Below are 14,132 nucleotides of genomic sequence, written 5' to 3' on the forward strand. Positions count from 1 at the left end.
TCGGCCCTGACCTTTTGACAGTAGCGCATGCTTCGCTGTATCCATCGTGGCAAATCCGGTGGGGTCAACCTGCCAGGCAACGCATTTTTCGCGAGGGGCGGCGATGACGGACAGGAAACTCGGCAAGGGCGCGCTGGCGCTGATCTCGGCGCTGGCGGTGGCTGTGCCGGTAGGAATGGCGGCAACCCCAGCCGCAGCCTATGTCTTCAGCAATGTGCGCATCGAAGGAAACCAGCGAATCGAGCCACAGACGATCCTGTCTTATCTGGATCTTCCGCGCGGCCAGGACGTATCCGCCGGGACCCTGAACGACGCTCTCCAACGGCTGCAGAGCTCGGGCCTGTTTGAAAGCGTCGAGCTGGTGCCCTCGGGCGGGACGCTGGTCGTCAGGGTCGCCGAATATCCGACCATCAACACAATCGCATTCGAAGGCAACAAGCGTCTCAAGGATGCGAATTTGTCCGAGATCGTCAAATCGCAGTCACGCCGCGTCTATTCGCCAGCCCAGGCCGAGGCAGACGCTGCCGCGATCAGCCAAGTCTATGCCTCGCAGGGGCGTCTGGCCGCCCGGGTCGATCCGCGCATCATCCGCCGCAGCGGCAATCGCGTCGATCTGGTCTTTGAGATCCGCGAAGGCGATGTGACCGAGATCGAGCGTATCGGCTTTGTCGGCAACCGCGCATTCTCGGACCGCCGGCTGCGCAACGTTCTGCAAACCAAGCAGGCGGGCATGTTGCGCACCTTTATCCGCCGCGACACCTTTGCCCCCGACCGTGTGCCGGTCGATGAAAAGCTGCTGACCGACTTTTACCGCTCGCGCGGCTATGCCGATTTCCGCGTTCAGGCCGTTGCACCCGAACTCGCACGCGAACGGGATGCCTTCTACATCACCTTCCAGATCTATGAGGGCCCGCGTTATACTTTTGGCAATATCACCACGATCAGCGAAGTCCCCGGCGTGGATGCGGCCGAGTTCCAGCAGCAGAACCGTGTTCGTCGGGGCGAGGTCTATAACCCCACGATCATCGAAACCACGATTCGCCGCATGGAGGCGCTGGCGCTGCGCAAGGGGCTGAACTTTGTCAGCATCGAGCCGCGCGTCACCCGCAATGAGCGCAACCAGACGCTGGACCTGACCTTTGCCCTGACACGCGGCCCGCGCGTCTTTGTCGAGCGTATCGACATCGAGGGTAACACCACCACGCTGGACGAGGTGATCCGCCGTCAGTTCTCTACGGTCGAAGGCGACCCCTTTAACCCGCGTGAGATCCGCAACTCGGCTGAACGGCTGCGCGCGCTTGGCTATTTCTCGGACGTTCAGGCCGAAAGCCGTCCCGGCTCGTCGCCCGAACAGGTCGTCGTTGACGTGAACGTAGAAGAACAGCCGACCGGCAGTCTGAACTTTGGTGTCAGCTACGGCGTGAATTCGGGCGTTGGCTTCAACGCTTCGCTGTCCGAAAAGAACTTCCTTGGCCGTGGTCAGCAGGTCGATCTGTCATTTGCGACCGGCTCGGGGACGAAAAGCTCGGGCCTGACCTTTGTCGAGCCGTATTTCCTTGGCCGCAACCTTAAGGCGCGGGCCCAGCTGTGGTACAACACCACTGACCGGCTGAATTCGGACTATAATACCCGGACCGTCGGTCTGCTGACGGGGATCGAGTTCCCGATTTCGGAAAACGGCAGGCTTGAGCTGCGTTACAAGCTTAGCAAGGATACGCTGTTCGACGTTGAACCGCCTCATGTCGATCCCGAAAGCGGCGAGGTCGTCGGCTCATCGCCCATTCTCTTCAGCGAGCAGGGCGGCTTCTTCACCTCGGCGCTTGGTTATACCTACAGCTATGACAGCCGCATCGCCGGTCTTGATCCGCTGACCAGCTATCGGCTGCGGTTCAGTCAGGATTTTGCCGGTGTGGGCGGGGATGTGAAATCCGTCACCAGCACACTTTATGCCGGGATCGAAAGCCGGGCCTGGCGTCCCAGCGTGACCATGCTGGCCGAGTTCGAGGCGGGGGCCGTCCATATGCTGGACGATCAGAACAGCCGGTTCATGAGCCGCTTTACCGGGAACAGCAAGATCCGCGGGTTTGAGCCGAACGGCTTTGGTCCGCGCGACCTTGAGGCGCCGAACCAGGACGCGCTGGGGGGCAACTATTTCTGGGCGCTGCGCACCGAACTGCAATTCCCGCTGGGTCTGCCCGAAGAATACGGCATCACCGGCGGTCTTTTCGCCGATGCCGGCTCGGTCTGGGGGCTCGACAACCGTATCGGTGCGAATGAAACCGAGGTGGATGACAGCATGAAGATCCGCGCTTCGGTCGGGGCCTCGATCTTCTGGACGACGCCTATTGGTCCGCTGCGCTTTAACTTTGCCAAGGCGCTGAAGAAAGAGGACTATGACGAAGAACAGTCCTTTGACCTGACCATTTCGACCAAGTTCTGATGGTGGACAAACAGGGCATCGCGGCATCGGTTGCCACCGCCGTTCTGGCGGTGGGCTCTGCCGCGCTGGCCCAGCCCCTGCCGACGATGAACGATGGAACCGAGCGGCCGGTGATGCCGATCGTCGTCGAAGCTCCGCTGCCGAATGGTCAGGCTGTGCTGCCAGTCCTGACCATTGATCAGGACATGCTATACGCGCGCTCGCAATGGGGACAGCGCGTGCAGGAAGAGATCGAACAGCGCCGACGCGAAATTGCGGCCGAGAATGATCGGCTGGCCGAGCAATTCGCCTCGGAAGAGCAAGAGCTGACCGCTTTGCGCCGGACGCTGCCGCCTGATGAGTTTCGCAAGCGCGCTGATGAGTTCGATAAGCGTGTTGTTGAGGTTCGCCGCGAACGGGATACCGAAGTGCGCGCGTTGCAGATTGAGGCCGAAGAAGAGCGGCGAGCTTTCTTGGACACTGCGCTGCCGATCCTTGCGTCGCTGATGCGCGAAAGGGGTGCGGTGGTGGTTCTGGAGCACCGCGCAATCTTTGTCGCTTCGCAATCCATCGACGTGACCGACGACCTTATCGCTCGGATAGACCGTGAGATCGGCGCTGGTCCTGTCCAGCCTGATGCGGAAGAGAAACCCGATGCTGCGCCCGCTGCGTCGACAACCAATGCTCAGCCCGATCAGCCGACCGAGCCGGCTGCCGAGCAATCGGGGCAGTAATTTCCGGCCGCCCCAGGCAGCCGGATCAAAAAGAGCGGGCCTGGCCGACCTGACGGTCGAGATTGCCGATCCGTTCGGTCAGCAGTGCAAAGAAGGCATCGGACTGCACGTCTCGGATGAAGGTTGCGTTTGGCGTACGACCGCTGACCCGCCACCAGTCGGCGACGGTCATGCCTTGGGTGAACTCACCCTGCGTCTCGATCTCGACATTGATGAAGCGGCCGCTGAACAGATCGGGTTTCAGCAGCCATGCGATGGTACAGGGATCGTGCAGCGGTGCGCCTTCGCTGCCGTATTTTTCACGGTCGAACCGTTCAAAGAAGTCGGTCCAGCTGGCGACCGCCTGACCGACGCGGCCCATTGCGCGCATGGTTTCCACCCAAGGGCGGCTGGTCAGCACGCGATGGGTGACGTCAAGCGGCATGACCGTCAGGGGCGCACCGCTGGCGAACACGATCTTGGCGGCCTCGGGGTCGACATAGATGTTGAATTCGGCGGTGGGAGTGACGTTGCCGACCTCAAAATAGGCGCCGCCCATCAGCACGATTTCCTGCACGCGCGGGATGATATCGGGCGCGCGCTGGAAAGCGGCGGCGATATTCGTCAGGGGACCGATCGGAACCAGCGTGACGGTGCCCGGCTCTTCGCGGCGCAGGGTCTCGATCAGGAAATCGACAGCATGGCCGGGGGCAAGCGGCATGGTCGGCTCGGGCAGGGTAACGCCGTCAAGACCGGTCTTGCCATGGACATGTTCGGCCGTGACCAGCTTGCGCTGCAAAGGCGCGTCGCAGCCGGCATAGACTGGCAGATCCGGCCGGCCTGCAAGTTCGCAGAGCATACGTGCATTCCGCTCGGTATGATGCAACGGGACGTTGCCTGCGACGACGCTGAGACCCAGAACCTCAAGCTCGGGACTGGCCAAGGCCAGCAGGATGGCGACGGCGTCGTCCTGTCCGGGATCGGTGTCGATGATGATCTTGCGCGCCATGATTACCCCTTTTGATCGTTTCCCCGGCAGGGAAGCCCGGCCGGGCGCAGGATGCAAGCCCCTAGTCCCCTGCCGGCTGCAGATGGGTGATGCCCGCCGCCGCCGCCCTGGCAAGGGCAGGGTCCAGCGACATGACCACATATTCACCGCGTCGCCACAGCTCGGCCATGTCGTCATAATGGCGCGAGAAGGGGTGCCCCGACTGCCCGGTTGAGATGATAAAGACCGAGCTGTCCGGGTCGGCAAGGTCATATACGCCGCGATAAGTCGCGCCGGTCACGTTCAGCCAGGGGTTGCGGCCGGTGCCAAGAAAGCCCGCCTGCGCAATCGTCGCCTCTCCGCCCGAGGTCGGCTGGATCAGGTTCACGATATAGGAAATGCCACGCATATCCCCCAGCGCCGGATGAACGTGGCGGGCGCGGTGCAGGTCCCCCCAGCGCCAGCTTGCCAGATCCGGGCCGAAACGGGCGACCAGATCCAGCAGGGCTGCGTCAAGCGCCTGCCGGGCGATTTGCGTGCAGGTTTCGACCGGTGCGGACTGGCGGATATCGCACCAGACGGCCGCGCCGTCGATATTGCGAAACACCCGGTCGATGAATTCGGGAAAAAGCTCGTTCAGGTCGTCGGCAAGCGGGCCAAGATCATCCCGGACCAGCCGGTCCTGCAAGGCGCGCATCCACGCAACATAGATCAGCGGCTCGGGCAGATGCTCGCTCATCGCGCCGTCCCAATTTGCAAGAAGGGCGAGGGCGTCCTGACGCAGCCGTTCGGGCGTGCCCTGGGCTGCGGGCTCTTCGGTGAACCACAGCTCGGCGCCCACCAGCGGTAAAAGCGCGCGGGCAACCGGACTGACGATATCGTTCTGGGCGGCGATGAAACTGTCGCGGGAATGCACCTCGCGCGAGTTGATAAGAAGACGCAGCCGGTCCAGCCGGAAACGGTCGGCCCAGTCATAGCCCAGGCCCGTCATGCCTGGCAGTGCCGCACCCGTGGCAGCAACGATGCCGCTTTCGGGGGCAAGATCGGTCAGCTCTGCAGGGGCAGGCGCAATGCCCTGCCACCGGTTCTGAACAATCCAGCCGGGTGCGGGCATCCGCCCCCCCGTCTGATGAACCGAGGGGCGCTGCGGCACGGCGCCGACAAGGACTTGCCCCACACCATTACCATCGGCAAGCGTAACGGTCAGCGCCGGAGCTACCATATTGCGCAAAGTGGTTGCGGCTGCCTGCCGGTCCTGCGCCTGCATCAGCCCGATCAGCGCGGTCATGCTGCGATCTTCGCCAAAGGCTCCGGTCCAGGACAGGACTGCGACGTGGCCGGGCGGCAGGATGGTTCCGATGCCAAGATGCGAGGCGGGGATTACCGGCCCATTCTCGGTCTCGCGCATGGTGATGGTTTGCGGCTCGGCGCCGCGGACACGCAGGATCTCGCGGCGGGTCGAAAATGCGGTCCAGCCCTGTGGGCCCCGATAACGGTTGGGATCGCCGGGCTGAACCTCTTCGATAAAGATGTCCTGATCGTCGATCTGTGCCGGGGTAACCCCCCATGCGAGGCGGGTGTTACGCCCGGAAAGAACAGCCGGAATGCCGGGGATGGTGCCACCGATCACCCCGCCTGAACCAAGCTCAAGCCGCGCCAGGTACCAAAGCCCCGGTGCGGTCAGCGGAAACTGAGGATCATTGGCAAGCAGCGCCCCCCCGGCCGCCGTGCGCCGTGCTGCCGCTGCAAACCCATTGGCCGATGCCCCGAGCGAGGGCGACAGATAGCCTGCAAGCGCCGTCGTCCAGTCCGGCGTATCGGTCCCGCGTTTCGGGGCGGTAAAGCGCGTGCCGGGGAAAAGCGAGGCATAATCCGGCATGGGCGGCTCGCCCGGCATGGCGACCATATCCTGTCCACGCTCGGGTGCGGCGAGCGACAGCCTTGCACGCAGTACCTCGCGGCGGACCTGTACGGTCGAAGACGCCGCGAGCAGCTTGAGGATCGCCAGCGAATCTGCGGGCTCCCAATAGGCGATATCGTCGGGGAACAAAAAGAATTCGGGTGCTCCGCGACCACGTGCGCCAAGATTGATCTGCTGGATCCAGGCATTCACGCCGTCGGAATAGGCGCGCAGGACTTCGATCACCTCGGGGTCCTGAGCCTGAAGCGAGGCGCGGGCATTGCGATAGATCCCGAGCCGGCGTGCCAGATCGTCAGCGGGCAGGGCGCCCATACCATAGATCTCGGCCAGCCTGCCTTGGGCGGCGCGGCGCAGCACGGTCATCTGGAACAGCCGGTCCTGAGCATGGGCAAGCCCAAGAGCAAAAAAGACGTCGCGGTCGCTTTTGCCAAAGATATGCGGCACGTCCTCGGTCGTGCGCACGATTTCGACCGGGGCCGAGATACCCTGCACGACATAGGTGCCATCGTAGTCGGGCAGCGACCGGATGGCGAAATACCAGGCCAGCACCACGAAGGCGAGCGTCAGCAGGATCATCCCGACGGTCAGGCGCACAAGCCAGCGGAAAAGTGTCACCATGAAGAGGCGCAGCCCGAACTTGGGCGCGAGAGGTTGACCCCCGCGCCGGGTGATGAAATTCATCGGGGTGAATAGGGCAGGGCGCGGGCCGGATCAACGCGCCTTTCGATGCGAGGGAGAAAATTGATGGCAAAGGTGGCGTTTCTGGGGTTGGGGGTGATGGGCTTTCCCATGGCCGGGCATCTTGCAGCGGCGGGCCATGATGTGACGGTCTGGAACCGCAGCCCCGCCAAGGCCGAGGCCTGGGTCGCGCGCCACAAGGGCAGCCGCGCTGTCTCGGCCAAAGAAGCTGCCGAAGGGGCTGAATTCGTCATGGCCTGCGTCGGGAATGACGACGACCTGCGTCAGGTTTGTCTTGGCGAAGCCGGGGCCTTTGCAGGTATGAGCAAGGGTGCGATCTTTGTCGATCACACGACGGTTTCGGCGGCGGTCACGCGTGAGCTTGCGGCCCATGCCGCTGAGGCGGGGCTGGGCTTCGTCGATGCTCCGGTTTCGGGCGGTCAGGCCGGGGCCGAGAACGGCCAGCTTTCGGTCATGTGCGGCGGTAGCGAGGATGACTATGGCCGGGCCGAGCCGGTGATTGCCGCCTATGCCAAGATCTGTAAGCTTATGGGCCCCTCGGGCGCGGGCCAGCTCACCAAAATGTGCAACCAGATCGCCATCGCAGGGCTGGTGCAGGCGCTGTCGGAATCGCTGCATTTTGCTGAAAAGGCCGGGCTGTCGATCCCCGGGGTGGTCGAGGTGATCAGTCAGGGTGCTGCGGGCAGCTGGCAGATGCAGAACCGGTATCAGACCATGGCCGAGAACCGCTTTGACTTTGGATTTGCTGTGGACTGGATGCGCAAGGATCTGGGCATCTGTCTTGCCACTGCCGATGAGACCGGCGCGACCCTGCCGGTGACAGCTCTGGTCGACCAGTTCTACAAGGAAGTGCAGAACATGGGCGGCGGGCGCTGGGACACTTCTTCGCTGATTGCGCGGCTGCGTAAATGATGCGGCTTGCCAAGGGCGGCGTGAACGCGCTATCAGCCTGCGCGGGGGCGGTTAGCTCAGTTGGTAGAGCGTCTCGTTTACACCGAGAATGTCGGGGGTTCGAGTCCCTCACCGCCCACCATTCCCCTTTGTATTCAATGCCTTGCCTCTGCGATGAGGTATCGGCATGACCGGTGCGCTGTCCAGCCTGCGTATTGTCGAAATCGCGGGCATCGGTCCGACTCCCTTTGCCGCAATGTGGTTTGCCGACCATGGCGCGCAGGTCGTGCGGATCGCGCGGCCCGGTTCGCCGCAGATTTTTCCGCTAAGCCGGGACGTCCTAGACCGCGGGCGCGACTGGCTGGAGCTGGACCTGAAATCCGCCCAAGGCCGAGATCTGGCGCGCGATCTGATTCTGCGCGCCGATGCTGTGATCGAGGGCATGCGCCCCGGCGTCATGGAGCGGCTGGGCCTGGGGCCAGAGGATTTCTCTGCAAACCCACGCCTTGTCTATGGCCGCATGACCGGTTGGGGGCAAAGCGGGCCGCTGGCACACACCGCTGGTCACGACCTGACCTATCTGGCGATCACCGGCGCGCTTGCTGCTATCGGGCCCAGGAACCATCCGGTCCCGCCGCTGAACCTGATCGGGGATTTTGCTGCGGGCTCAATGTATCTGGTGGCCGGTATGCTGGCCGCGATTCTTGCCGCGCGTGAGACGGGCAAGGGGCAGGTCGTCGATGCCGCGATCACCGATGGCGTCGCGCATCTGATGGCGATGATCACCGGGCTAAGGGTAAACGGTCTTTGGCAGGTCGAACGGCAGGCGAATCTTTTGGACGGTGGCGCGCCTTACTACACCTGCTATCGTTGCGCCTGCGGTGGTTTTCTGGCCGTTGGCGCCATAGAGCCACAGTTCTGGGCCGAGCTGATCCGGCGCCTGGGTCTGGCCGGGGTTGATCTGCCAGACCGCGCTGATCCTGCAAATTGGGTGGCGCTGCGCGAGATACTGGCGGCACGCATCGCCTCCCGCAGCCGTGATGACTGGGCAGCCGAGCTTGAGGGAACAGATGCCTGCGCAGCACCCGTCCTGACGATGGATGAGGCTCCGCATCATCCGCACAACCGCGCGCGCGGGGTTCATATCGGCAACGATCCGCGTCCCGCGCCGCTTTTGTCGCGCAATCCGGGACAACCGGGCGAGGGCCGGCAGCTGACAGTCGGTCAGGCGCGTAATCTGTGGCGCTGAGCAGCCATTTCTGTTGACTTGGCCGGGCGAATCCGCGATATACCCGCGACCGGCCGGGCTTACGTCCGTTGCCGGTATTGCATTTTAAAATCTCACCCAGAACAAAGGGTGCGCTGTCCGAAGGCGGGGTTCAACCCCGGCAATACCTGAAATATGGGGCCGAAGGACGCGGCAGAGCAAGGAAAGACGGAATGTTCGCAGTTCTCAAGACGGGCGGCAAGCAGTACCGGGTTCAGGCCGGTGATGTGCTGCGCGTCGAAAAACTGAACGCCGAAGCCGGCGACAAAATCCAATTCAACGACGTGCTGATGATCGGCGCGACCGTAGGTGCGCCGCTGGTGAAAGGCGCTGCCGTTCAGGCCGAGGTCATCGACACGATCAAAGCCGACAAGGTCATCACCTATGTCAAGCGCCGCCGGAAACATTCCTCGCAGCGCACCCGTGGCCATCGCCAGCAGCTGACGCTGGTCCGCATCACCGAGCTGCTTGAAAAAGGCGGCGACAAGACCAACGTCAAGCCGGCCGTCGGCGCACGCACCAAACTGGAAGCCGCTGCCAAACCGGCGAAAGCCAAGAAGTCGGAAGCCGTAGCTTCGGCCGAAGACGCTAACTGAGGCAAAAGGAGACTGAACCATGGCACATAAAAAAGCAGGCGGTTCGTCCCGCAACGGCCGCGATTCGGCTGGCCGTCGTCTCGGTGTGAAACTTTATGGCGGTCAGCGGGCCGTTGCCGGTAACATCATCGTGCGTCAGCGTGGCACCACCTGGTGGCCGGGCCAGAATGTCGGCATGGGCCGCGACCATACTCTGTTCGCCCTGACCGACGGCCAGGTAACCTTCAAGAAGGGCCTCAAGGGCCGCACTTACATTTCCGTGCTTCCTGCCAACGTAGAGGCCGCCGAGTAAGCCAAGTTTAACACTTGCATGCTAAAAGGGGATCGGCCGATGCCGGTCCCCTTCGCTTTTTCGGGGTTCGTACCCATATCAGTGCAAGTAATTAGGGGGAGAACAGTGACATGAATGAGTTGATTTCCTCGGATGCGCGGCAGATCGAGATCGTGACCGAGCGCTTTGTCCTGCGGCCGCTTCGGGCCTCGGATGCGGGGCTCATCGCGCATTATACCGCCGACCGACGCGTAGCCGGGGGAACCCGTTCCATCCCGCACCCCTTGCCGCCCGGTGCCTCTGAATCCTATGTCCGCCGTGCCATGTCGGATGACCGGGACGAGGATGTCTGGGCTATCGACGGTTCGGCAAATAAGCTTGCCGAAGTCCTTGGCGTGGTTTCACTGACCCGCATTGATCAAGAGCAATCCGAGCTTGGCTTCTGGATCGGTGCTGGTTTTTGGAACACCGGCTTTGCGACCGAGGCGGTCTCGGCTCTGGTTGAGGCTAATCCGCATCGTTCGCGCACGCTCTTTGCCGAGGCGTTTCAGGACAACCCCGGCTCGGCCCGGGTACTGACCAACTGTGGTTTTGAATATCTCGGCGATGCGGAAAGCTGGTCGGTGGCGCGTAATGCGCTGGTGCCGACCTGGACCTATCTGCGCAAAATGGTCTGAGCAGGCCACCGATTTCTGATTTTAGGGGAGGGGCCTTGTGACGGACCTTCCCCTTTTTGCTTCGGGAGTGGTGTCCGGCTGATCATTTTGCGAGGGGCGCAGAACAAAAAGAGAAGAGGCGCGGGATTCCCGGCCTCTTCGTCGCTCCATCTCAGATAAGTCAGCGCCGCAGCGTAACCGAATTGGTGGCGCCGGTAATCACGACTTCGCGGAGCGATGGCAGGACTGCGTTCGGAATGGTCAGCGCGACCGTGGCTGTATCGCTCGCCGGGTTCGGCGGATTGACGGCGGCAAATGTGCCAAGCTGTGGCGGCTTGCCGACCAGACGCAGGCGCAGCACGCCGTTTTCATCCGGGCGGATACGGCCCTTGGGCATCGGCACTTCGGTCACCAGGGCGACGTCCCACCAGCCTTTGCTTGCGCCCAGCCCGGTCACGACCAGCATGCGGCCTTCGTAGATAGGCTCCCATTTCGCGCCGGTGACCCGGGCCAGTGGGATGCGTCCATCCTGAACCGAGGTCGGATAGCCCCCCTCGGGCTCAAGGGTTTGCGGCTCGGAAGAACTGCCAAACCAACGCATCGGGTTCCAGCTGCTGTCCCCCATGCGGCCGCAGCCAGCCAGCACGAGCATTGTACAGGCAAGGATGCCTAATGTTCTTGACCGCATGAACGCTGTCCCCGCTTTTCCAAGTCTTTGGGGCAGTGATAGGGCAAGTCGCGCGAGGGCGAAAGCCTCTTTGACCTCGTCCGGTCATCGCGCTATCCATGGCCGCCCACGCGAGAGGATGCCCCGATGGCCACGCCAGCCTTTGAAAAGATCGCCGAGACTTTCGATTTCCTTGACGACTGGGAGGATCGCTATCGTCACGTTATCGAACTGGGTAAGGCGATGCCGCCGATGGACGCATCATTGCAGGTCCCGGCCACCAAGGTAGAAGGCTGCGCCAGCCAGGTCTGGATCATGCCGCGGATCGAGGGCGGACGTTTCGATTTTCAGGGCGATAGCGACGCATTGATCGTGCGCGGACTGATCGCGATTCTGCACGCGCTTTACTCCGGGGTTCCGGTCGGTGAGGTCGCCGGCATCAACGCTACCGCCGAGCTGGCCCGCCTGGGGCTCGAAGAGCATCTTTCCGCGCAGCGTTCGAACGGGTTGCGCGCTATGGTCGAGCGTATCCGCAATCTTGCCGCGGCTGCCTGAAGGTTAGCCGCCGCGGCGGTGTGCAATCCAGCCGCCGCCCAGAACCCGGGTGCTGTCGGTCGCGTAAAAAACGCAAGCCTGACCCGGGCTTACCCCTTCTTCGGGGGCGAGCAGCTCGATCTCTGCGCGGCGGTCTCCGGTCACGCGCAGGATCGCAGGCCGGGGCGGCCGGGTTGAGCGGATGCGGGCGCTGATCGCGATTTCGCCGGTGAAAGGCTCATCGCCCAGCCAGTTCACCTCGGTCACCGGCACGATTTTCGTCGCCAGAGCTTCTTTGGGGCCGACAACGACGCGCCGGGTTTCAGGCTCAAGCCGGACCACGTATAGCGGATCACCCAGCCCGCCGATGCCCAGCCCGCGCCGCTGACCGATGGTGTAATGGATGACACCCCGATGGGTACCCAGCACATTGCCGTCCATATCGACGATCTCACCCGGATCGGCCGCGCCGGGACGCAGCTTTTCGATCACGCTGGCATAGTTGCCATTCGGTACAAAGCAGATGTCCTGGCTATCCGGTTTGTCGGCTACCGCCAGTCCGTATCGGGCGGCCAGCGCCCGGGTCTCGGCCTTGCTCGCAAGTCCCCCCAGCGGAAAGCGCAAAAAATCAAGCTGTTCTTGCGTGGTCGAGAACAGGAAATAGCTCTGGTCGCGGTTTGGATCAGCGGCCATATGCAGCTCGGCTCCATGCGGCCCTTCGAGGCGGCGGATATAATGGCCCGTCGCCATGCAATCGGCATCAAGATCACGCGCGGTCTCAAGCAGGTCACGGAACTTGACGCGTTCATTACAGCGGATGCAGGGAACCGGTGTTGCGCCGGCAAGATAGGCGTCAGCAAACTCCTCGATTACCGATTCACGAAACTTGTTTTCGTAATCCAGAACGTAATGCGGAAAACCGATACGCTCGGCCACACGGCGGGCGTCATGGATATCCTGCCCGGCGCAGCAGGCACCTTTTTTCGCCAGCGCCGCGCCATGATCGTAAAGCTGCAGCGTCACACCGATCACATCATAGCCCTGCGCAGCAAGCATCGCCGCGACCACCGAACTGTCGACCCCCCCCGACATTGCCACAACCACGCGCGTTTGCGCCGGAGGCTTGGCGAAGCCCAGCGAATTCACGGTTGAAACGGGCGCAGCACTGCGCAGCAAGGGGTCTGACACTGTCATGGATCGTCCTTTCGCGAGGCGCGCAGATTCCGGCCCCGGATTTCGTTATATTTATAGGGAAATTATTGCCATTCTCAAGGGTGGCGCGGGCAAAACCGGGGATGGTTTCACCTCGGATTAAGAAAATCATGGAAGAACTGTTTGGAAAGACGGGGAATTTACGGATGTTTCTTAAAAAGGCCTCTGGCCCGCGGACTGTGACCCTGCCCGATGGCAGCATACTGACCCTGGCTGATCTGCCGCTGCCGCAGACGCGCTGGGTCGCCAGCCGCAAGGCGGTTGTGGTCGCTGCCGTACAATATGGTTTGATCACGCGCGACGAGGCGCTGCGCTGCTATAGCCTGACTGAGGAAGAGCTGGAGGCCTGGATCGGTGCCGTCACACGGCATGGTCGGAATGCGCTGAAAATCACGCAGCTGCAAAAATTCAGACAAGAAAGATAAAGACAAATTTGATAAATCAGCAGGTAACCTGATATTAACCTTTTACGTCCAAGCTTAATCGGTTCGTTGGTTAAACAGGGGAAAGACATGCGAATCCTTCTTGTGGAGGATGATCCCACCACCGCGCGCAGCATCGAGTTGATGTTGACAAATGCGAGTTATAATGTCTATCGCACCGACATGGGGGAGGAGGGTATCGACCTTGCCAAGCTCTATGATTACGATCTGATCCTGCTGGATCTGGACCTGCCGGACATGAACGGCATGGAGGTATTGCGGCAGATCCGCATGTCGCGTGTCGACACCCCCATCCTTATCCTTACCGGATCGGACGATACCGAAAGCAAGCTGCGGGGTTTCGGGTTCGGTGCTGACGACTATATGACCAAACCTTTCAACCGCGATGAGCTTGTGGCCCGTATTCAGGCCATTATCCGTCGCTCCAAGGGACATAGCCAATCGGTCATTTGCACTGGCGAGATGGTGGTGAACCTGGATGCGCGTTCGGTTGAGGTTGGCGGGCGTCCGGTCAATCTGACCGGCAAGGAATATCAGATCCTCGAACTGCTGAGCCTGCGCAAGGGCACGACACTCACGAAAGAGATGTTTCTCAACCATCTCTACGGCGGCATGGACGAGCCTGAGCTGAAGATCATAGATGTGTTTGTCTGCAAGTTGCGCAAAAAGCTTGCTGCAGCAATGAATGGTGAAAGCCATATCGAGACGGTCTGGGGGCGGGGGTATGTTCTGCGCGATCCGGTCATTCCGGTGCCGAATGCCGAGCGGCTGGCCCTTGAGGCCTGATTGGCCGGATAAGGGCTGCGTCGGTCCAAGGTTGCTACGCCGGACTCCTTCCGGCGTGTGACCGCCTGT

13 protein-coding genes, 1 tRNA gene and 1 pseudogene are annotated in these 14,132 nt (G+C 62.0%); 11 read left to right on the plus strand and 4 right to left on the minus strand.

The features are described 5' to 3' along the window. The first annotated feature begins 103 nt into the window (after nucleotides 1-103). Both bamA and F8A10_RS05170 read left to right on the plus strand, forming a co-directional pair. The gene (bamA, locus tag F8A10_RS05165; RefSeq protein ID WP_010396730.1) at nucleotides 104-2,440 is read left to right on the plus strand and encodes an outer membrane protein assembly factor BamA; all 2,337 of its coding nucleotides are present in this window, start codon (nucleotides 104-106) and stop codon (nucleotides 2,438-2,440) included. Continuing rightward, entirely contained in the window at nucleotides 2,440-3,153 is a 714-nt protein-coding gene (locus tag F8A10_RS05170) for an OmpH family outer membrane protein (protein WP_010396728.1), read from the plus strand. Before bamA ends, F8A10_RS05170 begins: the two co-directional genes overlap by 1 nt. A gap of 25 nt (nucleotides 3,154-3,178) precedes the next feature. Here F8A10_RS05170 and F8A10_RS05175 read toward each other — a convergent pair whose 3' ends face one another. Together F8A10_RS05175 and F8A10_RS05180 are read right to left on the minus strand one after the other, a co-directional pair. Beyond that, nucleotides 3,179-4,141: a nucleoside hydrolase gene (locus F8A10_RS05175; protein WP_085501945.1), complete on the minus strand. Its 963-nt coding sequence runs from the start codon at nucleotides 4,139-4,141 to the stop codon at nucleotides 3,179-3,181. 61 nt (nucleotides 4,142-4,202) lie between these two features. Continuing rightward, nucleotides 4,203-6,659, minus strand: coding sequence for a penicillin acylase family protein (locus F8A10_RS05180; RefSeq protein ID WP_152366843.1), 2,457 nt, complete (start codon nucleotides 6,657-6,659; stop codon nucleotides 4,203-4,205). A 126-nt stretch (nucleotides 6,660-6,785) separates the two neighbouring features. Between F8A10_RS05180 and F8A10_RS05185 the strand changes: the two genes are divergently transcribed. The 6 genes and pseudogenes from F8A10_RS05185 (at nucleotide 6,786) to F8A10_RS05210 (ending at nucleotide 10,442) form a co-directional block, all read left to right on the plus strand. Then, nucleotides 6,786-7,652, plus strand: coding sequence for an NAD(P)-dependent oxidoreductase (locus F8A10_RS05185; RefSeq protein WP_010396718.1), 867 nt, complete (start codon nucleotides 6,786-6,788; stop codon nucleotides 7,650-7,652). A 45-nt stretch (nucleotides 7,653-7,697) separates the two neighbouring features. Continuing rightward, nucleotides 7,698-7,773, plus strand: a tRNA-Val gene (locus F8A10_RS05190). Between the two features lie 45 nt (nucleotides 7,774-7,818). After that, nucleotides 7,819-8,880: a CaiB/BaiF CoA transferase family protein gene (locus F8A10_RS05195; RefSeq protein ID WP_152366844.1), complete on the plus strand. Its 1,062-nt coding sequence runs from the start codon at nucleotides 7,819-7,821 to the stop codon at nucleotides 8,878-8,880. A 191-nt stretch (nucleotides 8,881-9,071) separates the two neighbouring features. Beyond that, nucleotides 9,072-9,485 (plus strand): annotated as a pseudogene (gene rplU, locus F8A10_RS05200) (50S ribosomal protein L21); the annotation flags it as partial. 28 nt (nucleotides 9,486-9,513) lie between these two features. Then, on the plus strand, nucleotides 9,514-9,786 hold the full coding sequence (gene rpmA, locus F8A10_RS05205; protein WP_152366845.1) for a 50S ribosomal protein L27: 273 nt from the start codon (nucleotides 9,514-9,516) through the stop codon (nucleotides 9,784-9,786). Between the two features lie 110 nt (nucleotides 9,787-9,896). Next, a complete protein-coding gene (locus F8A10_RS05210) occupies nucleotides 9,897-10,442 on the plus strand; it encodes a GNAT family N-acetyltransferase (RefSeq protein WP_010396709.1) in 546 nt (181 codons plus the stop codon). 160 nt (nucleotides 10,443-10,602) lie between these two features. On the opposite strand, the gene F8A10_RS05215 is transcribed toward F8A10_RS05210, so the two are convergent. Continuing rightward, entirely contained in the window at nucleotides 10,603-11,109 is a 507-nt protein-coding gene (locus tag F8A10_RS05215; protein ID WP_227493421.1) for a hypothetical protein, read from the minus strand. A 126-nt stretch (nucleotides 11,110-11,235) separates the two neighbouring features. Between F8A10_RS05215 and F8A10_RS05220 the strand changes: the two genes are divergently transcribed. Then, a complete protein-coding gene (locus tag F8A10_RS05220) occupies nucleotides 11,236-11,643 on the plus strand; it encodes a SufE family protein (protein WP_152366846.1) in 408 nt (135 codons plus the stop codon). Nucleotides 11,644-11,646: 3 nt separating this feature from the next. Here F8A10_RS05220 and mnmA read toward each other — a convergent pair whose 3' ends face one another. Then, on the minus strand, nucleotides 11,647-12,816 hold the full coding sequence (gene mnmA, locus F8A10_RS05225) for a tRNA 2-thiouridine(34) synthase MnmA (RefSeq protein ID WP_085501944.1): 1,170 nt from the start codon (nucleotides 12,814-12,816) through the stop codon (nucleotides 11,647-11,649). 128 nt (nucleotides 12,817-12,944) lie between these two features. On the opposite strand from mnmA, the gene sciP reads away from it, so the two are divergent. Both sciP and ctrA read left to right on the plus strand, forming a co-directional pair. Continuing rightward, nucleotides 12,945-13,259 carry a CtrA inhibitor SciP gene (gene sciP, locus F8A10_RS05230; protein ID WP_010396701.1) on the plus strand — a complete coding sequence of 105 codons (315 nt, stop codon included), beginning with the start codon at nucleotides 12,945-12,947 and terminating at the stop codon, nucleotides 13,257-13,259. An 87-nt stretch (nucleotides 13,260-13,346) separates the two neighbouring features. Next, complete coding sequence (gene ctrA / locus F8A10_RS05235; RefSeq protein WP_085501942.1) at nucleotides 13,347-14,063, plus strand: response regulator transcription factor CtrA; 717 nt, start codon at nucleotides 13,347-13,349, stop codon at nucleotides 14,061-14,063. Nucleotides 14,064-14,132 lie beyond the last annotated feature (69 nt).

The sequence above is a fragment of the Paracoccus kondratievae genome, assembly GCF_009301415.1.
Lineage (GTDB): Bacteria > Pseudomonadota > Alphaproteobacteria > Rhodobacterales > Rhodobacteraceae > Paracoccus > Paracoccus kondratievae.

Coding starts and splice junctions, on each gene's coding strand:
- sciP (WP_010396701.1), top strand. CDS start 12,945: ATGGAAGAACTGTTTGGAAAGACGGGGAATTTACGGATGTTTCTTAAA.
- mnmA (WP_085501944.1), bottom strand. CDS start 12,816: ATGACAGTGTCAGACCCCTTGCTGCGCAGTGCTGCGCCCGTTTCAACC.
- F8A10_RS05215 (WP_227493421.1), bottom strand. CDS start 11,109: ATGCGGTCAAGAACATTAGGCATCCTTGCCTGTACAATGCTCGTGCTG.
- ctrA (WP_085501942.1), top strand. CDS start 13,347: ATGCGAATCCTTCTTGTGGAGGATGATCCCACCACCGCGCGCAGCATC.
- F8A10_RS05180 (WP_152366843.1), bottom strand. CDS start 6,659: ATGGTGACACTTTTCCGCTGGCTTGTGCGCCTGACCGTCGGGATGATC.
- F8A10_RS05170 (WP_010396728.1), top strand. CDS start 2,440: ATGGTGGACAAACAGGGCATCGCGGCATCGGTTGCCACCGCCGTTCTG.
- F8A10_RS05185 (WP_010396718.1), top strand. CDS start 6,786: ATGGCAAAGGTGGCGTTTCTGGGGTTGGGGGTGATGGGCTTTCCCATG.
- F8A10_RS05220 (WP_152366846.1), top strand. CDS start 11,236: ATGGCCACGCCAGCCTTTGAAAAGATCGCCGAGACTTTCGATTTCCTT.
- bamA (WP_010396730.1), top strand. CDS start 104: ATGACGGACAGGAAACTCGGCAAGGGCGCGCTGGCGCTGATCTCGGCG.
- F8A10_RS05175 (WP_085501945.1), bottom strand. CDS start 4,141: ATGGCGCGCAAGATCATCATCGACACCGATCCCGGACAGGACGACGCC.
- rpmA (WP_152366845.1), top strand. CDS start 9,514: ATGGCACATAAAAAAGCAGGCGGTTCGTCCCGCAACGGCCGCGATTCG.
- F8A10_RS05210 (WP_010396709.1), top strand. CDS start 9,897: ATGAATGAGTTGATTTCCTCGGATGCGCGGCAGATCGAGATCGTGACC.
- F8A10_RS05195 (WP_152366844.1), top strand. CDS start 7,819: ATGACCGGTGCGCTGTCCAGCCTGCGTATTGTCGAAATCGCGGGCATC.